Genomic DNA, 17968 nt, shown 5'->3' on the forward strand with positions numbered 1-17968 from the left:
TTTATTGTACGCAGCTGAGCTTGAAGAGCCAGCTGCGCCGGGGGAAGGTGAACTGGCGTCCAGATCCTGCCAGTAGCGGGTTAGCCGCGATGCTTGTTCTTCATGATGCGGGCTTTCTCCCGATCCCACTCGCGGGCCTTGGTATCTTCGCGCTTGTCGTGCTCTTTCTTGCCCTTCACCAGGCCGATCTCGACTTTGACCCAGCACTGTTTCCAGTAGAGGGCGAGGGGAACTATGGTGTAGCCCTGACGGGCAATCAGGCTTTCGAGCTTGTCGAGTTCACGACGGCTCAGCAGCAGTTTGCGGGTGCGGGTCGGGTCACATACCACATGGCTGGAGGCCGCTTGCAGTGGCAGGAAGCTGGAGCCGAACAGATAGGCCTCGCCATCGCGGAAGATGACATAGGCTTCGCTGATGTTGGCCTTGCCCGCCCGCAGGGATTTGACTTCCCACCCTTGCAGGGACAGACCCGCTTCGATCTTCTCTTCGATGAAGTATTCGTGGCGCGCGGTTCTGTTGAGTGCAATGGTGCTGGACCCGGCTTTGTTTTTACTGTTTTTTTTGCTCATGACGGGCGATTTCCGGCAATGACTAGGAGGCTCGTATTATACGTAGGCAGGGACGGCTGTAAAACGCGCAGCAGGTCAAGTGGTGGCTTTCTGAGCGGTTTGGCTGAGGTTTTACCTCCACAACCCCAAACATGGTGATAAAATCGCGCCGATTGGATGAGGAAAAGCCATGCCCCGAATTACGCGCAGTGCCCTGGTGATGTTCAGTGCAGAACAGATGTTCAAGTTGGTTAACGATGTGGATGCCTATCCGCAGTTTTTGCCCGGCTGTGTCGGCAGCCGTGTCCACGAGGCTGGCGATGACTACATGATGGCGTCGGTCGATGTGGCCAAGGCGGGGATTGCCAAGACCTTTACTACCCGCAATCAGCTGGATGTGAACCGCCAGATCAGGATGGAGCTGGTGGATGGCCCTTTCCGCAAGCTTGCGGGCTGGTGGACCTTTACCCCGCTCGATGTCGACGCCTGCAAGGTGGAGTTTGATCTCGATTTCGAGTTTACCTCCAAGCTTATCGAGGTGGCCTTTGGTCAGGTATTCCGTGATCTGGTGAGCTCCATGGTCTCCGCCTTCTCCAACCGGGCGAAGGAGGTATACGGTGTCTGACCCGCTCAATATCGAGGTTGTCTATGCCTTGCCGCAGCAGCAGACGGTGATTGCCCTGCGGGTGGCGCCCGAGACCTGCGTGCAGGCGGCCATCGAGCAGTCCGGCATCGTACAAAAACACCCCGAGATCGATCTGACGGTCAACAAGTTCGGTATCTACAGCCGCCCGGTGAAAGGGAGCGAGCCGCTGCACGACGGGGATCGTATCGAGATCTACCGCCCGCTCATCGCCGATCCCCGCGAGATGCGCAAAAAGCGGGCCGAGAAGGCCAAAGAGGAGGGGCGAGCCGATAGCGTGACCGGGGGCCGCCCCGATGTGCATCGCAAGCTCCGCGAGTAGCGCTCAGGTTTTTCTTGCAGAAAAAAGGCGCCGAGGCGCCTTTTTTGATCCCGTTAGCCGGTGAGCTGGCCGAGGCGATATCAAGAGAGGGCTGCTTCTGCCACACCCAGCCGTGCGCGTGCCCAGGCGGCCAGCAGCTCGACCCCGCTTTGCATCACCCGCTCATCGAAATCGAATTCGTTGTGATGGTGTGGTGCCGCCAGATCGGCCCCCAGAATGAGGTAAGCCGCTTCGCCCCCCTGCTTTTGCACCCGCTCCATCAGAAAACCGGCATCTTCGCTGGCGCCAAAGCGGCGAGTCTGGATGGTGGCAAGCCCTTGCTTGCGGGCCAGCGCCGCCAGCTCGGCCTGCAGCGCCGGGCTGTTGTCGAGGGCAATGGCCTCGCCCTGTTTGATGATGCGGTAGGTGACGCCGTGGGCGAGGGCGGTACCTTCGACGATGCGCTGTACCTGACTGAACATGTAGTCGTTGAGCGTGCTATCGGCGCCGCGGGTTTCACCGCGTAGCTCTGCATGATCGGGGATGACGTTGCGGCCGCTGCCAGCGTGAAGCTGGCCGACGTTGATGCGGGTCATGCCGTCGCGGTGGCGGGGAATGCCGAGCATGGCGGTGGTGGCCATGCAGGCGGCTGCCAGCGCATTGCTGCCGGCATTGGGTTCGAGCCCCGCGTGAGCGGCGGTGCCCATAAAGTGGACGTCGAACTTGGTGGAGCAGAGAAATTCGGTGGGATTGATCACCAGCTCGCCGCTGCCAGCGTGAATACCGATATGTAGCGAGAGCAGGGCATCCACGTCATCGAGTGCGCCACCGGCAGCCAGCGCCTTGCCACCGCGGCACCCCTCTTCGGCGGGCTGGAAGAAGAGCTTGATGCGGCCGCACAGCTGCTCCTTCATCGCCATCAGCTGGCTGGCCAGCCCCATGCCGATGGCGGTGTGGCCATCGTGGGCGCAGGCGTGCATCCACCCCTTGTTGTGGGAGGCAAAACCCTCCTGCTGTGGCTGGTGCTGTTCGGCGTCGGACTCTTCCACCTCCACCGCATCGATGTCGAAGCGAAAGGCCAGGGTCGGGCCGGGGCGGCCGGTATCCAGCTCTCCCATCAGTCCAGTGACATCGCCAATCCGCTCCAGCCAGTCGGGATGGGCTCCCTGACGGCGGGCGCGAGCCTTCTCGACCGCCACATCCACATCACGGCCCATCATCAGATTGCTGGCCAGCAGCTTGTCGCCGAGCACGATGCGATAACCTAGCTCGCTCAGATGGTGGGCAATCAGGCTGGTGGTGCGAAACTCTTTCCAGGCGGCTTCTGGCAGGCGGTGCAGGTCGCGGCGCCACAGGATCAGGTGCTCAAGGGTCATCTTGGCTTCCTTGGTGATTCGATTTGTCGGCTATTGTGCCTTTTTTCCCGGCTGACCACACGGGGCCAGCAGCTGGTCGGGGGAGCTGTGCGTGCGAGTGGTGGCTGTGAGGGCCGTGAATAGTGGCGAGCGCCCATAAAAAACGCCTCCACAAGGGAGGCGTTGTCGATAGCAGGTTATCAGGCCGCGTGATGGTAAGCGGAGGCTTCAAACAGCTTCTTGTTGGCCACCAGATCGATGGGGTCAAAATCATCGACGTTGATGGTGCGCAGGCGACTTACTTCGGCGCGGCGCAGCAGCTCGGCTTCGCTCTGGGTCAGTACGCCAGCGGCCAGGCCAATGTCGGCCACCTTGTCCAGTGCCATGAAGGGGCGCTTGATGCCATCGCTCTTGCAGACTTTCTCGAACAGCGGCTCTGCGGCCAGCACGTCATCGAGCGCCTGCTCCAGCAGACCGAAGGGGTTACCCTCTTCGCGGGTCAGATACTGCCCCTTGGCCAGGCGACTGCGAGTTTCGCTCGGGGTTTGCAGCAGACGGGCAACCTGTTGATCCAGCGTGTCGCACGGACGGTTCAGGTCACGACCCAGCGGCAGCACCACGGCGCGTAGGGCAAGCCCAATCCAGCGGTTCGGGAAGTTGCGCAGCAGCTCGTCGATTGCCTCTTGTGCCTTGAACATGGCATCTTGCAGTGCCCAGTGCAGCAGCGGCAGGTCGGCCTGCTGGCGTCCCTCGTCCTGATAGCGCTTGAGGGCGCTGGAGGCCAGATAAAGCTGGCTCAATACGTCGCCAAGGCGGGCGGAGACCCGCTCCTTGCGCTTGAGCTCGCCACCCAGTGTGCCCATCGCCATGTCTGACAGGAACGCCAGGTTGGCCGAGAGGCGGGAGAGCTGCTGGTAGTAGCCCTTGGTCTGATCCTTGTAAGGGGCCGCGGCAAAGCGGGCGCCGGTGATACCGAGCCAGAAGCTGCGCACCAGGTTGCTGATGGCAAAGCCGACGTGGCTGAATACCGCCTTGTCGAAATCTTTCAGCGCCTGCTCTTTATCCGGGTGGCTGGCGGCCAGCATCTCCGGCAATACATACGGGTGGCAGCGGATAGCGCCCTGACCATAGATGATCATGCTGCGGGTCAGGATGTTGGCCCCTTCTACCGTAACGGCGATGGGGGCACCCTGATAGCCACGGGCCAGATAGTTGTTGGGGCCCATGCAGATGGCCTTGCCGCCGTGGATGTCCATGGCATCGATGATGCACTTCTGGGCACGGTCGGTGAGGTGGTATTTGACGATGGCGGAGATGACCGAGGGCTTCTCGCCAAGGTCGATACCGGTCACGGTCAGGTTGGCTGCGGCGCCCATGATGTAGGCGTTGCCGCCGATGCGGGCCAGCGGCTCTTCAATCCCTTCCATCTTGCCGATGGGCAGCTTGAACTGGCGACGGATGCGGCTGTAGGCGCCGCTCGCCAGGGCCAGCATCTTGACGCCGCCAGTGCTGTTGGAGGGCAAGGTGATGCCGCGACCGACCGACAGACACTCGACCAGCATGCGCCAGCCCTGACCGGCCATAGCCGGGCCACCGATGATGAAATCGAGCGGGACGAACACATCCTTGCCCTGGGTCGGGCCGTTCTGGAACGGCACGTTGAGCGGGAAGTGGCGACGGCCAATGCCGACCCCCTTGATGTGGGTGGGGATCAGGGCGCAGGTGATGCCGAGCTCTTCCTCTTCACCCAGCAGGTGCTCGGGGTCACGCAGTTTGAAGGCGAGACCCAAGACGGTAGCAATGGGGGCGAGCGTGATGTAGCGCTTGTTCCAGGTGAGGCGCATACCGAGCACCTCTTTGCCTTCCCACTCGCCCTTGCAGACGATACCGAAGTCGGGGATGGAGCCGGCGTCAGAACCCGCTTCCGGGCTGGTCAGGGCGAAGCAGGGGATCTCTTTGCCTACCGCCAGGCGGGGCAGGTAGTAATCCTTCTGCTCGTCAGTGCCATAGTGTTGCAGCAGTTCGCCCGGGCCCAGCGAGTTGGGTACGCCAACGGTGGAGGCGAGCACGGCGCTGGCACCGCACAGCTTTTGCAGGACACAGGACTGGGCGTAGGCCGAGAACTCCAGACCGCCATATTTCTTCTTGATGATCATGGCGAAGAACTTGTTGTCCTTCAGGTATTGCCACACCTCGGGGGAGAGATCCGCGCGCTCGTGGGTCACTTCCCAGTCGCTCACCATGCGGCACACTTCCTCGACCGGACCATCCATAAAGGCCTGCTCTTCGGCAGAGAGGGTGCTGACCGGGATGGCGTGCAGCTTCTTCCAGTCCGGGTTGCCCGCGAACAGGTCGGCTTCCCACCAGGTGGTGCCCGCTTCAATCGCCTCTTTCTCGGTGCGGGACATCTCCGGCATGATCGATTTGTAGATCTTGAACAGCGGCTTGGTTATTTGATTGCGGCGAAATTCCACCAGATTGAGCGGGATGGCGATCACCGCGAACAGCGCCCATACCAGCAAGGGCACATGACCATAGAGGGCGCCAAGCACCAGGGCGGCGCCGGTGACCAGGGTGGAGATGAACAGGGATGCCCGGCGATAGGCCAGGGCTCCGATAACCAGGATCACCCCGAGCAGAGTGAGGGTCGTCGTCATTGCTTGCTCCTTGCGTGGTTAGGTTGCCAACGTGGCGTAACTGATCCAGAGGTCTGACCTGTTGGATATGGCCCCTGTTGTAATTCATACGCACAAAGTTATCAAGCTGTTTACATCTTCATTACCTTCTCTCTGTGATCCCCATAACGCTCACGCGCCGCCAGCGCTGTGGCTCGCAGGGGGGCGACTGTGCGATTCGCTTGTGCGAGAATAGCCGCGATCTACACGCACACTAAAAACAGTGGAAGAGACATCATGTACCAAGAATTGATCCGCAATGAACTGACCGAAGCTGCCAGCGTGCTGCAGGCCTTCCTGGCTGATGAGCAGAACCTGAAAAACATCGAAGCGGCCGCCAAACTGCTGGCTGACTCTTTCAAAGAAGAGGGCAAGGTGCTCTCTTGTGGCAACGGTGGCTCCCACTGTGACGCCATGCACTTCGCCGAAGAGCTGACCGGTCGTTACCGCGAGAACCGCCCGGGTTATGCCGGTATCGCCATCTCCGATCCGAGCCACCTCTCCTGCGTCTCCAACGACTTTGGCTATGACTATGTCTTCTCCCGCTACGTAGAAGCGGTCGGCCGCCGTGGCGATGTGCTGCTTGGTATCTCCACCAGCGGTAACTCCGGTAATATCCTGAAAGCCATCGAGGCTGCCCGCGCCAAAGGCATGAAAGTGATCGCCCTGACCGGCAAGGATGGCGGCAAGATGGCAGGTCTGGCGGATGTCGAGATCCGCGTGCCGCACTTTGGCTATGCCGACCGTATTCAGGAAGTGCACATCAAGGTGATCCACATCCTGATCCAGCTGGTCGAAAAAGAGATGGCCAAGTAATCAGGCCATCGTCACCAGACTAGGGCTGCGCCGGTAGCATGGTTCGCCATCGATCGGTTGTTGCCAGTCACAGGGGAAGGGATTGCGCCTTCCCCTGCTGTCTGTCGAACCAGCGTGCTGGTCGAACATGACACAAGCCAAATCATGAAAGGAGTCTGCCGGATATGTGCGAACTGCTCGGCATGAGTGCCAATGTGCCGACCGATATCTGCTTCAGCTTTACCGGGTTGATGCTGCGCGGCGGCAAGACCGGGCCCCACAAGGATGGCTGGGGGATCACCTTCTACGAGGGGAAGGGCTTTCGCACCTTCAAGGATCCCGAGCCCAGCGCCCAATCTCCCATCGCCAGACTGGTACAGGCGCTGCCCATCAAGAGCTGCGCCGTGGTCAGCCACATTCGGCAGGCCAACCGTGGCTGCGTGTCACTGGAAAATACCCACCCCTTTACCCGTGAGCTGTGGGGTCGTTACTGGACCTTCGCCCACAACGGTCAGCTGACCGGCTACAAGAAGCTGCCAACCGGCCGCCACCGGCCGGTGGGGGATACCGACAGCGAGCACGCCTTCTGCTGGCTGCTCGATCGGCTGGAGCAAAAATATCCCAAGCGTCCAGCCAACTTTCCCGCCATGTTTCGCTATCTCGCTACCCTGTGTGACGAGCTCAGAGCGTTCGGGGTGTTCAACATGCTGCTCTCTGACGGGGAGTATGTGATGAGCTACTGCAGCAACAACCTGCACTGGCTGACTCGCTGTGCGCCGTTTGGCGAGGCGAGCCTGCTGGATGAGGAGGTGGTGATCGACTTTCAAAGGGAGACCACCCCCAACGATGTGGTGACCCTGATCACCACCCGTCCGCTGACCGGCAACGAGAATTGGGTCAAAATGGCGCCCGGCGAATTCAATCTGTTTCGCATGGGGGAGCGGGTGGCGACCAACCAGGTCGTGCTTGAGCAAGATAAAAAAATACCAGGGTAGATACCTACCCTGGTTCTTCGCAGCAGCCATAAAAGGCAAAAGGGATGAGAGGTGTTGCTGAGCATCATCACTCTGACGGCATTGAGTGTTGATCAATTGTTAATTTGTGGCAATCAAGTTGTTGTCTTGACGTGCATTTCAGCATCGCTATTTCGATACTGATCACATTTTTTGCCACTTTATTCCCTGAGCCATCCAATCGGGTGCTTCATCACTGCCTGGCCGTGAGCCACGACATCGAAAACTATCTATAGTATGGTCTGTTTGAATACCGTTCAGGAGGAGCCTCGCATGGAGTGGGTGGATCGCAAGGTGTTGCAGCAGCTGGCAGAGGATATCGGTCCGGATATGCTGCCCGTGGTCATCGCAGTCTTTATTGAAGAGGTGGGCGAGCAGCTGAGTCAGCTCAGACCCCTCTATGAGCAGGGGGAGTGGGAGGCGTTGGCTCGGGTAGCGCACAGCATGAAATCATCCTGTGGCAGCTATGGCGCCATGCCGAGTTATCAGCAGGTGATGGCGCTGGAGATGGCCAGCAAGCAGGCGGATGTGGCCGAGGCAGAGCGCCAGTTGCAACTGCTGGAGGCCTCCTTGCCCCGGGTGCTGGCGTTTCTTGCCGATTATCAGTAACGGCGGCGCTATGCAGGGATGCCGGGGCGCCGTGACCGTTGCCTAACGCTGGTTGAGCAGTTGCTGGATGATCCGGTCCAGCGCCAGTTTCAGCTTCAACCGATCGTGCCGATGGGGCAGCTCAAGCTCGCCCAGCTCGGCTTCGATCACTCGCCCTTGCCAGTCCCCCGCATCACCCGCGCCTTGTGGGGCCAGGATGGCATCCAGCCGACCCTGACCGACCCGGGATTCCAGCCAGCGACACTGACTCATCAGATCCAGCTGACTGGCAGGGCCGTTTTCCGCCACCAGATTGCAGACGAAAACCAGCATGGCGCTGCTCTCGTTGATGGCCTGGGCGATCTCGGCCAGCAGCAGTGGTGGCATGATGGAGGTGAGAAAACTGCCCGGCCCAAGAATGATCATGTCCGCCTGCTGCAGTGCCAGCACCGCTTCCCGAGTCGCTTGCACCTCCGGCATCAGGCCGAGGGAGAGGGGCGGTGTTGTCAGTTGATCGATGGATACCTCTCCCAGGATCTGGGTGCCACACTCCATATGTGCGCAGAGATCGGTGGGAAATTCAGACATGGGTAGCAATTGTGACTCGATTTTGAGCATGTCACTAATCAGCTTGATAGCATCAAGAGGACGGACACAGAGATTATCGAGCGCCAGCAGCATCAGGTTGCCAAGGTTGTGGCCCGCCAGCTCGCCTTTGCCGGCGAAGCGGTACTCGAACAACAGGCTGCCGATACTGGGATCGGTCACCAGCTGGTTCAGGCAGTTGCGCAGATCGCCCCAGGCGATGCACTCCTGACTCTTGCGCAGGCGTCCGGTCGAGCCGCCATCATCTGTGGTGGTGACGATGCCGGTGAGCCGTTGACCGAGAAACGAGAGGGACGAAAGCACTCGTCCCATGCCATGGCCACCACCGATGGCAACGACCCGATCGAAGTCATTGATGTTTTTTTGCCACATATGGGCGTCCTGTCATTGGTCTCAGTTGACCGCTATGTTAGCAAGTGAAGCTAGATAATTGTTTGATAAAGGTATGATTTTTGCTTGAGGCTGCCATTCGATAAAACAAGGAGATGGTGTTGAAATTTCTGACCGTTCACTCCCTCGCCCAGAATTCATCGCTGGCGGCCCAAGATATCTGCGCGCAGCTGCGCCACCATGCCGATCAGGCCCCCTCCCTGCTGTTACTCTATTTTACCCAAGCCCATGAGGGGGCGATACTGCGCGACGCGCTCAAAGGCCAGTTCCCGACGACCCGTCTGTTGGGTTGCAGCTCTTGCGGTGGCGTCATGACCGAGATGGGACACCACGCCCGAGATGGATATGGGCTGGCGGTTGCTGCCCTGTACGACGAGAAAGGAGCATTCGGGGTGGCCGGAGCCAGCGGTGACGGGGTGGATGTGCGACAGTTGCTGCGCCGAGCCATGAGCGACTGTGGTCGGCCGGGCGAGCTGCCCCAGCTGATCCTGTTTCATGCCAGTCCCGGCAAGGAAGAGGGGCTGCTGGCCGGTATCGAGGCAGAACTCGGTGCCTCGGTGCCGGTGGTCGGTGGATCCGCGGCTGATAGCAGCGTCAGCGGTGACTGGCAACTCTGCTGGGATGAGGCGGTGAGTCAGGATGGCATCGGTCTGGCGGTGCTCTATCCCGATTGCCAGCTGGCTTTTCAGTTTCACTCCGGTTATGTGCCTGCCGAATTCAGCGGTGAGATCACAGCCTGCAACGGGCGGGAGGTACTCACCATCGATCACCAGCCTGCCGCCGAGGTCTATGCCCGCTGGTGCGGGCGCGTGCAGCCCTGGCCGGTGGGGGCGATTTTGCGCGAGACCACGCTCACCCCGCTGGCCCGTCAGGTGGGAGCGCTGGATGGTATTCCTTACTACAAACTTTCCCATCCTGAAGCTGTGACCGAACAGGGCGGGCTGCGGCTCTTTACCGATGTGGTGCAAGGGGAGCGTCTGCTGTTGATGTACAGCAGTCAGGAAGGGTTGTTGCAGCGCAGCCTCAATGCCATGCGCGTTGAGCCAGGGTATGGGGTCGATGTGGAATTGCAGCCTATCGGCGCTCTCATCATCTTTTGTGCTGGTTGCCGTTTGGCGCTAGGTGATATGTTGTGCCAATTTGTCGAGCAGAGCCAGGCTCGCCTCGGCAAGATCCCTTTTATCACCCCCTTTACCTTCGGCGAGCAGGGGCGGTTGCCCAATGGCGAGCTGGCTCACGGCAACCTGATGGTATCGAGCGTGATTTTCCTGACCCGTTGAGTCGGCAGAACATAACAGAGCAGGCAACAAGATGATTGGCAACAGTGAACTGGAAGCCCTCGGCGACAAATTGCAGACCACGCTGGTCGACCTTATGCGTTGCCGTGAGCGCGAGGCCAAGTATCGTCACGAGTCCCAGACTCTGCTGGGGGGGGTTGCCACCCTCGCCGATGCCAAGACGCTGGAGCAGGTGCTGGAGAGCCTTATCCAGGTGCTCAAACCCTTTATCGGCTTTGAGCATGCGGATGTGGTGGCCTGGGAAGGGGAGCAGGGAAGTACCCACCTCAGCACCGAGCCTATGCTATCTGCCCGCAACTGGCGTATGACCCCGGCATTTGCCCGCGCCATCTCGGGTGAAACCCTGGTGATTTACGATCCCGTCCAGCTGCCTGAGCTGGCGCCGCTGGCAAGCGAGCCGGGCTGGGCGAGCGTGATGCTGACCGGGCTGCAGGCCCCCGGTTTTACCGCTACCCTCATCTGCCGCCACGCCCGGGCGGGCACGTTCGATCTCACCAGCAAGGCCGCCATGGAGCGTTGCCGTCCGCTCATCGCCCAGGCGCTGGTCAACATCACCTATCGGGCCCGCTTGCAGGAGCAGGTCGCGGTAAAAACCGAGGCGTTACAGGCCAGCGAACGCCGTTTTCGCAGCTTCGCCGCCATGGCTTCAGACTGGTTCTGGGAGACAGATGCCGAGCATCGCCTCAGTTATGCCTCAGAGCCGGGTTATCTGGATGAGATGACCCCGCAGGCGACCCGGCCGACCCTCTATGACTACGTCTGCAACAAGCAGAGCTGCGATGCCCAGAAATATCTGCAGCTTTTGGAGCTGCGCCAGCCGGTGCGAGGGGTGCGGATGCAGGTTGCGCTGCAACACGGCCCCTGCTGGATGGAGGTGAGCGCCGAGCCCTGTTTTGACCATGATGGCCTGTTTATCGGTTATCGCGGCACTGCCCGGGATATCAGCAACCAGATCCGTAGGGAAGAGGAGCTGGCGCGGGCACGGGATGAGGCCGAAGCGGCCAACCGTGCCAAGTCCCAGTTTCTGGCCATGATGACCCACGAGATCCGCTCGCCCATGAATGCGGTGTTGGGGATGCTCGATCTGGTGCAGCATGCCGAGCTGGCGCCGGAGCAACAGAGCCTGCTGCGCCATGCCACCCACTCGGCCAGATTGCTGCAAACCATCATCGACGACGTGCTCGATTTTTCGAAAATTGAGTCGCAAACCCTGGTGTTTCACTGCGAGACCCTGCAACCCGTCCAGCTTTGCCAATCTCTGGTCGAGCCGCTGCAAGCTCGCGCGACCGCCAAGGGGATTGCGCTGGTTTATCGGGTCGATGAGTCGGTACCCCGGGAGTTGCAGGGGGATCCGATGCGTTTGTCACAGGTGATGGGCAATCTGCTGGACAACGCCCTCAAGTTTACCGAGCAGGGGCAGGTGACACTGCACCTGGGTTGGCAGGATGAGAAGCTGCTGATCTCGGTCTCCGACACCGGGATCGGGATCGCAGATGCGGATCAGGCGCAGCTGTTTGAACCCTTCTCCCAGGTCGACAACTCGGCCACCCGGCGTTTTTCCGGTACCGGCCTGGGCCTTGCCATCAGCAAGCGTCTGGTTACCCTGATGGGAGGTGAGATCCACCTGAAGAGCGAGCCGGGTAAGGGAAGCTGTTTCTGGTTCGAACTGCCCGGCATGGCGCTACCCTGCCATAGTCAGCCGCAGCGGGAGGAGGGGGCTTCGGCACTGCTGCCACTGGATGTGCTGGTGGTGGAGGACAGCCCGGTGAACCAGTTGGTGGTGTCGCTGATGCTGCAAAAACTGGTGGGCAAGGTACGGCTGGCAGCCAATGGTCTGGAGGCGCTGGCGCAGGTGGATGAGCGGCTCCCGGATCTGATCCTGATGGATATGCGGATGCCCCTGATGGACGGATTGGAAGCGACCCGACGCTTGCGTGAGTTGGGATGCACCATGCCTATCGTCGCCCTGACGGCCAATGCGATGGCGGAGGACAAGGCGTGCTGTCTGGCGCAGGGGATGGATGACTTTCTCGCCAAGCCTATCACCTTGTCACGGCTGAGAGAGTGTTTGCAGCGTCACTTTGGTCAGCGGTTGCCGACGCGCGGATAAAAAAAATGGTCAACTTTGTGGGTTGACCAGTTCTTCAGCAAATACTGAAGAGAGCACGGGATAAATCGGGTTGTATCAATCTATATGAAAAATCTGTGCCAACTTTTTTGGGACTCTTTTGTGTTCATTTTTGGCCGTTTAGCGCAGCCGCTCTCTCTTGTTATGGCGTTTTGCGTTCCTACTTACTCGCAAAATGCGAATTTCACATTTTCATTGTTGGAATAATTGCATTTTGCAACGCTGTTTTTGTCATTGTGAAATCAGGCGATGCAGAAATTTACGGGCCGCTTCGCTGTTTTGTTTGGCAATCAGCATCTGCTTTTCATAAATCGGCATCGGCAATATCTCGAGCCAGCGTTGGCAGAGCCAGGCGGCATCTTCAAAGCGCTTGTCCGGATAGAGCTCATCAAGCTCCGGATACTGCTCGAACACTTCCCGCAGGCGATTGACCAGCAGCTTGTCGTTGAAATCTGAGTGGGTGCTCGGCCAGTTGGGCAGCATCTCCACCTTGGCCCGGCGTAGGCCCATCTCGTCTGTTTCCATCTCGTGGATGCAGAAGCGCTCCAGTCCCAGCACCGTCACCCCCAGCAGGCCATCATTAAGGGTGTAGAAGTCAGTCACCTTGACCCGGGTGCCCACCGGCAGAATGCGGCCGGATTGTCCCGAGGTGGTCGACTCTTCCATCACGATGCCAAAGCCCTGATCGTTGATGAATGACTCCTTGAGCATCTGCAGGTGGCGTGGCTCGAACAGACGCAGAGGAAGCTTGCCGCCCGGCAGTATGTGGGAAGGCAAGGGGAACAGTGCCAAAGGTTGTAGTTTCATGTTCCATCCTCCGTTGAGTAGTTGCTGAATATGACAATGCAGCGACTGTGCCAGAGAATGAAAAAAGCCACCGGAGGGTGGCTTTTCGGGCGGTTGAGGGCGCTTAGTTGCGCTGCTCCAGATACATGACAGCCGCTTCCACGCGGCTTTGCGCCTCGAGTTTCTTCAGCAGGCTCTTCACGTGAACCTTGACCGTTCCCTCGGAGATATGGAGTACCGAGGCGACCTGTTTGTTGGAGAGGCCTTTTGCAATTTCGCGCAGGATTTGCATTTCGCGACGCGTTAAGCTTTCCAGCTTCTGCTGCAGGTGATCCAGCTCGTAGATGTTTTCGAGATAGGGGCGCAGCGGTTCGCTCAGGATCTGCTTGCCTGTCATCACGTCGGCCAGCTGGGCCAGCAGCAGATCAGGCTCGGTATCCTTGAGCAGGTAGCCGTCAGCACCGGCCTTAAGCAAAGCAACCACATCCTGACGGGCATCGGAGACGGTGAGGATCACCACCCGGGAGGTGATCTCTTCGGCCCGCAGCGCCTTGAGGGTATCGAGGCCGGAGAGCCCCTTCATATTGAGGTCGAGTAGGATCAGGTCCGGCTCGGACTCTTTGGCCAGCGCCACGGCATCTGTGCCGTTGGAGGCTTCACCGGTCACCTCCATGTTCTCTTCCAGAGCCAGCAACTGCACAATCCCTTTGCGCATGAGGGGATGGTCATCTACGACCAGAACTGTGTATTTCATCTCGTCCATCAGGCGTCTCTCGCTAGACTGGTGGGAAAGGTCAGATGCACGCAGGTGCCTTGTGGTTGCTGCTCGTTGATGGTCAGCAGACCGTGCAGTTTGCTGGCGCGCTCGTTCATGATGCTCAAACCGTAATGGTTGATCGCCGAGCTGGCGAGTCCGATCCCGACACCGTCATCTGAAATCTGAACCTCAATGTTACCACTGGCGAGGGTCTCACAGCTAACATCAATCACTTGCGCGTTGGCATGTTTGATGGCATTGAGCACTGCCTCACGGATCAGCTGCAAAATGTGGATATGCTGGCCCGCCTCCAGGTCGTTGTCGGCCAGTCCGTAATGGAACCGGATTTCGGCCTGGGTCTGAGGCTGCAGTTGATCAAGCATGACGCGGATCGCTTCCCCCAGATTGGCATCGCCAATGGTGAGACGGAAGGTACCGAGCAGTTCGCGCAACTGGGTATAGGCATTGCTAAGTCCCTCGTCGATCTGCTGCATCGCCTCCTGTGCCTTGTCATGCTGCCCCTTGGCGTAAGAGCGTTTGAGCAGGGTTGACTGGATCTTGAGGTAGGAGAGGGCCTGCGCCAGCGAGTCGTGCAGCTCCCGGGCGATCACCGCCCGCTCCTCCATCAGCAGCAGTCGCTGCTGTTGCAGCAGGGTCTGGTCTTTGTGCAGCACCTGAGCCAGCAGCATGGTGAAGTTCTTGATCAACCGCTCATCGATGGGGTGCTGGCTGATGATGTCGAGGCGGCCGAACTCCTGTTCATCCATCTGCAGATAGAAGCTGGCGACCGCATCGAGATCGCCGGGCCAGCCGGTGCGCCCCGAGATGTAGACCGGCATGGCGTTGTGCTCGAAGCGGGTCAGCCGGATATGGTCGATATGCTGGTGGGCGGCAGCGCGGTCCAGCAGTTTGATGAGGGTACGGGTACTGAGCGGGGCGGCGTGCAGCTTCTGGGCGGTCGAGTAGAGAAACGAGAGGGTGTCGTTGGCCTGTTGCAGCTTGGCGGTTTTCTCTTCCACCTTGTTTTCCAGCTCCCGATAGAGCTTGCCCAGCTCGTCGGCCATGGTGACGAAGGCGCGCGACAGTTCCCCCAGCTCGTTTTCGCCGTGGGCGGGCAGCTTAAGATCGAAATCCTGCCGCTGGATCTGGCGAGCGCAGTAGACCAGCTGGTTGAGGGGGGCGACCACCTGCTGGCGGGTGAAGCGCACCGTGAACCAGGCGATAGTGATGATGGCCAGCAGGCCGAGCCCCTCTGCCAGTGCCAGCATCCTCACCTTAAATTCCACGTGGTACTGCATCTGATTGACGAAATTGTCGATGGCCGCCACAAACTGCTCGGTGTTATCGGTGTACCGTCTGGGGGTGCGATCCTCGATGTGCTGGCGCATCACCTGCCACTGGCCGAGCACCTCGCCATAGGTGCGACGCAGGGAGGCAGGAGTGATCCAGCGCTGGGTCTCCTGCAACTCTTCGGCGTGCAGGGTCTCTTCAAACTGGGAGAGGCGCCCCAGCACGCTGTCGCCCCGCTCGATTTCGTAGGCCATCCGGTAGGCCTGCATCCGCAGCGAACCGGAGAGGTTGATCGCCTTGGCATCGGGTACCGAGTAGAAGAGGGTGACCATGGCGACCAGCGCGATCAGGCTGGCCATGAAGAGGATCAACACCATGGCGCGGCCAATGGCACTGCTGACCGAATGGACCCTGAACCGTTTTCCCATACTGATGCGCACCTCTGAATAGTGATAAGGACCCCGCAAGATGCGTGGGAGTGTACTCCAACTTGTGTTAGCATCGAAAAACTAGATGAACTCCGAGCGGTTTTGCCTAAGTCCTAGCGATAGGGGAAAACCAGCCGTCAGCCGACGTTCGAGCTGTAAGGGTCAGGAAAGAAATGCCCTGGCCTCCCGTATTTGGAAAGGTGTTTATGTTGCCACTTGAAGATGGTTTTTCCCGTCGTTTTTACTATTTGCGTCTGTCAGTGACCGATGTGTGCAATTTCCGTTGCACCTATTGCCTGCCTGACGGCTATCGCCCCCCGGAAGGTCACAAAGCGGGGCGTCAACCCTTTCTCTCGATTGACGAGATCCGCCGCGTGGTCAGCGGTTTTGCCGCCATGGGCACCCGCAAGGTGCGCATCACGGGGGGCGAGCCCTCCCTGCGCCGCGATTTCACCGAGATCGTCAAGGTGATTGCCACCACCCCGGGTATCGAGAAGGTCGCCATGACCACCAACGGCTATCGCCTCAAGGAGCGGGCTCAGGAGTGGTTTGATGCCGGACTCAACGCGCTGAATGTCAGTGTCGACAGTCTCGACCCGCGCCAGTTTCACCAGATCACCGGTGAGAACAAGCTGGCCGAGGTGATGGAGGGGATCGAAGCAGCACTGGCCGCCGGTTTCAAATCGGTGAAGATCAATGCGGTGCTGCTCAAGGGGCTCAACGACTACCAGCTCGATGCCTTTCTGGGCTGGATCAGGCACAAGCCTATCGAGCTGCGCTTTATCGAGCTGATGCAGACCGGCGAGATGGATACCCTGTTTCGTGACCACCATGTCAGCGGCGAGCAGATCAAACAGCGCTTGCTGGAGAGCGGCTGGGTGCAGCAGTTGCGGGGATCGGATGACGGTCCGGCGCAGGTCTTTATGCACCCCGATTCGCAAGGTGGGGTGGGGCTTATCATGCCCTACAGCAAGGATTTCTGTGCCGGTTGCAACCGGCTGCGGGTCTCATCGCTGGGGAAGCTGCATCTGTGCCTGTTTGGTGACAACGGCATCGACTTGCGGGATCTGCTCGGCGCAGATGCACAATCCGATGAGCTGCAACAGCGCATTCGCGCGGCACTGGCGGGCAAGAGTGCCACCCATCGTCTCCATGAGGGCAATGCCGGCATCACCCCTCATCTCGCCTCGATCGGCGGATAACCGCAAAAAATCGCCAACGATTAAATAGCAATCCTCACATGGAGGTATTTTAACCGATACCTCCTTTTTTATTGCGCTGCAAGGCTTTGATCTGGCGCAAGAATCCCCCCTGTTTATCTCCCTGGTGGTATATCCCTTACCTTGTCAGGGCCGCAATATACACCCACTCTTATAATTGGTATCAAGAATGCCAATCATGGACTCGCACTGTCCCCTTTTTCACCAGAACAGGAGTCAACATGCCGGATGAGATCGATCTTGCCCGCCGCGGCCTGTTCCGGGGGCGGCTGAGAACTGCCGAACCGCCGGTGCAGTTGCCCTGGTCAGTCAATTGGTCGACATTTGTCGCCGACTGCACCCGCTGCGGGGACTGTCTGGCTGCCTGTCCGGAGCAGATCCTGGTGAATGGCGAGGGTGGTTTTCCGGTGGTCGATTTCCAGCGTGGCGAATGCACCTTCTGCACCGAGTGCGCCACGGTCTGCAAGGCGCCTGTGTTTCGCCCGACCAGCGAGTCCCCCTGGCACTATAAGGCCCATATCGAGGCCAACTGTCTGGCCAATGGTCAGGTGTTCTGCCAGCGCTGTCAGGACAGCTGCGAGCCCAATGCCATTCGTTTTATTCCGGTGCTGGGGCGTGTGCCCACCCCGACGGTCGAGCCGGATCGCTGTAATGGCTGCGGCGCCTGTGTGCAGGATTGTCCGGTTGGCAGCATCAAGGTCGACGGGCGAGCCGCCCCATCCGGTGGTGCGAGCCAGCCCACCCTCAAGCAGGAGTCAGAATGAGTCAGAAGCCGTGTGACACAGAAGCCACAATGGATCAGGAGTTCCATGTATCGAGTCTGGTGGTGCTGACCCAACCCCCCTTGCGCCATCAGCTCGCCGAGCAGATTGGCGCCCTTGAAGGGGCCGAGATCCACGCCGTCAGTGACGAGGGCAAGCTGGTCGTGACCCTGGAAGGTCCGAGCCAGCGGCCGATCATGGCGGCCATTGATGCGATACAGGCGATGCCGGGTGTGCTCTCAGCCGCCCTGATTTACCACCAGTTCGATGAACTGGGCGGTCACTGAAAAGAGTGATGGGATGCCGGGCGTGCCCTCTGCCGCTGATGGCTGGCTCCCGTTCGACAGATTCGACAACTATTACGCGATAAGCAATGTGAGGATATG

Annotated in this window: 17 protein-coding genes and 1 riboswitch; of the genes, 10 read left to right on the plus strand and 7 right to left on the minus strand. The window is 59.5% G+C overall.

Annotated features, from left to right (window positions below):
- Positions 1–80: 80 nt before the first annotated feature.
- Positions 81–569 (minus strand): SsrA-binding protein SmpB, encoded by a 489-nt coding sequence (gene smpB / locus AB5Z02_RS06560; protein ID WP_005334498.1) that lies wholly within the window; start codon positions 567–569, stop codon positions 81–83.
- Between the two features lie 169 nt (positions 570–738).
- Here smpB and AB5Z02_RS06565 point away from each other — a divergent pair, with 169 nt between their 5' ends.
- A complete protein-coding gene (locus tag AB5Z02_RS06565) occupies positions 739–1173 on the plus strand; it encodes an SRPBCC family protein (RefSeq protein WP_005334496.1) in 435 nt (144 codons plus the stop codon).
- Positions 1166–1513, plus strand: coding sequence for an RnfH family protein (locus AB5Z02_RS06570; RefSeq protein WP_149152494.1), 348 nt, complete (start codon positions 1166–1168; stop codon positions 1511–1513). Before AB5Z02_RS06565 ends, AB5Z02_RS06570 begins: the two co-directional genes overlap by 8 nt.
- Before the next feature lie 80 nt (positions 1514–1593).
- On the opposite strand, the gene AB5Z02_RS06575 is transcribed toward AB5Z02_RS06570, so the two are convergent.
- Positions 1594–2868, minus strand: a complete 1275-nt coding sequence (locus AB5Z02_RS06575; RefSeq protein WP_043821112.1) for an amidohydrolase — start codon at positions 2866–2868, stop codon at positions 1594–1596.
- 179 nt (positions 2869–3047) lie between these two features.
- The gene (fadE, locus tag AB5Z02_RS06580) at positions 3048–5504 is read right to left on the minus strand and encodes an acyl-CoA dehydrogenase FadE (RefSeq protein ID WP_368215629.1); all 2457 of its coding nucleotides are present in this window, start codon (positions 5502–5504) and stop codon (positions 3048–3050) included.
- A 255-nt stretch (positions 5505–5759) separates the two neighbouring features.
- Here fadE and lpcA point away from each other — a divergent pair, with 255 nt between their 5' ends.
- From lpcA to AB5Z02_RS06595, 3 genes are all read left to right on the plus strand, one after another.
- A complete protein-coding gene (gene lpcA, locus AB5Z02_RS06585) occupies positions 5760–6338 on the plus strand; it encodes a D-sedoheptulose 7-phosphate isomerase (protein WP_005334485.1) in 579 nt (192 codons plus the stop codon).
- Positions 6339–6502: 164 nt separating this feature from the next.
- The gene (locus AB5Z02_RS06590) at positions 6503–7312 is read left to right on the plus strand and encodes a class II glutamine amidotransferase (protein ID WP_194495833.1); all 810 of its coding nucleotides are present in this window, start codon (positions 6503–6505) and stop codon (positions 7310–7312) included.
- A 291-nt stretch (positions 7313–7603) separates the two neighbouring features.
- Complete coding sequence (locus AB5Z02_RS06595; protein WP_194495832.1) at positions 7604–7939, plus strand: Hpt domain-containing protein; 336 nt, start codon at positions 7604–7606, stop codon at positions 7937–7939.
- 42 nt (positions 7940–7981) lie between these two features.
- On the opposite strand, the gene yvcK is transcribed toward AB5Z02_RS06595, so the two are convergent.
- Positions 7982–8896, minus strand: a complete 915-nt coding sequence (yvcK, locus tag AB5Z02_RS06600; RefSeq protein ID WP_159163975.1) for a uridine diphosphate-N-acetylglucosamine-binding protein YvcK — start codon at positions 8894–8896, stop codon at positions 7982–7984.
- 113 nt (positions 8897–9009) lie between these two features.
- Here yvcK and AB5Z02_RS06605 point away from each other — a divergent pair, with 113 nt between their 5' ends.
- Positions 9010–10194: an FIST N-terminal domain-containing protein gene (locus AB5Z02_RS06605; protein ID WP_330124769.1), complete on the plus strand. Its 1185-nt coding sequence runs from the start codon at positions 9010–9012 to the stop codon at positions 10192–10194.
- 31 nt (positions 10195–10225) lie between these two features.
- On the plus strand, positions 10226–12322 hold the full coding sequence (locus AB5Z02_RS06610; protein ID WP_368215632.1) for an ATP-binding protein: 2097 nt from the start codon (positions 10226–10228) through the stop codon (positions 12320–12322).
- Between the two features lie 249 nt (positions 12323–12571).
- Here AB5Z02_RS06610 and AB5Z02_RS06615 read toward each other — a convergent pair whose 3' ends face one another.
- The 3 genes from AB5Z02_RS06615 to narQ all read right to left on the minus strand — a co-directional run bounded on the left by AB5Z02_RS06615 (position 12572) and on the right by narQ (position 15601).
- A complete protein-coding gene (locus AB5Z02_RS06615) occupies positions 12572–13147 on the minus strand; it encodes an LON peptidase substrate-binding domain-containing protein (RefSeq protein WP_005334473.1) in 576 nt (191 codons plus the stop codon).
- Positions 13148–13250: 103 nt separating this feature from the next.
- Positions 13251–13889 (minus strand): two-component system response regulator NarL, encoded by a 639-nt coding sequence (narL, locus tag AB5Z02_RS06620; RefSeq protein WP_005334471.1) that lies wholly within the window; start codon positions 13887–13889, stop codon positions 13251–13253.
- Positions 13889–15601, minus strand: a complete 1713-nt coding sequence (gene narQ / locus AB5Z02_RS06625) for a nitrate/nitrite two-component system sensor histidine kinase NarQ (protein ID WP_005334468.1) — start codon at positions 15599–15601, stop codon at positions 13889–13891. The genes narL and narQ overlap by 1 nt, the downstream gene beginning before the upstream one ends.
- 78 nt (positions 15602–15679) lie before the next feature.
- A riboswitch (molybdenum cofactor riboswitch) is annotated at positions 15680–15820 on the plus strand.
- Between narQ and moaA the strand changes: the two genes are divergently transcribed.
- The 3 genes from moaA (at position 15808) to AB5Z02_RS06640 (ending at position 17869) form a co-directional block, all read left to right on the plus strand.
- The gene (gene moaA, locus AB5Z02_RS06630) at positions 15808–16803 is read left to right on the plus strand and encodes a GTP 3',8-cyclase MoaA (protein WP_043821348.1); all 996 of its coding nucleotides are present in this window, start codon (positions 15808–15810) and stop codon (positions 16801–16803) included. Its footprint overlaps the riboswitch before it by 13 nt.
- A 239-nt stretch (positions 16804–17042) precedes the next feature.
- The gene (gene napF / locus AB5Z02_RS06635) at positions 17043–17585 is read left to right on the plus strand and encodes a ferredoxin-type protein NapF (RefSeq protein ID WP_106842667.1); all 543 of its coding nucleotides are present in this window, start codon (positions 17043–17045) and stop codon (positions 17583–17585) included.
- A gap of 29 nt (positions 17586–17614) precedes the next feature.
- Positions 17615–17869 (plus strand): chaperone NapD, encoded by a 255-nt coding sequence (locus AB5Z02_RS06640; RefSeq protein ID WP_031227438.1) that lies wholly within the window; start codon positions 17615–17617, stop codon positions 17867–17869.
- The last annotated feature ends 99 nt before the right edge of the window (positions 17870–17968 follow it).

Origin of the sequence: Aeromonas sp. R2-3, assembly GCF_040908375.1 — a bacterium.
Taxonomy (GTDB): Bacteria; Pseudomonadota; Gammaproteobacteria; order Enterobacterales; family Aeromonadaceae; genus Aeromonas; species Aeromonas veronii.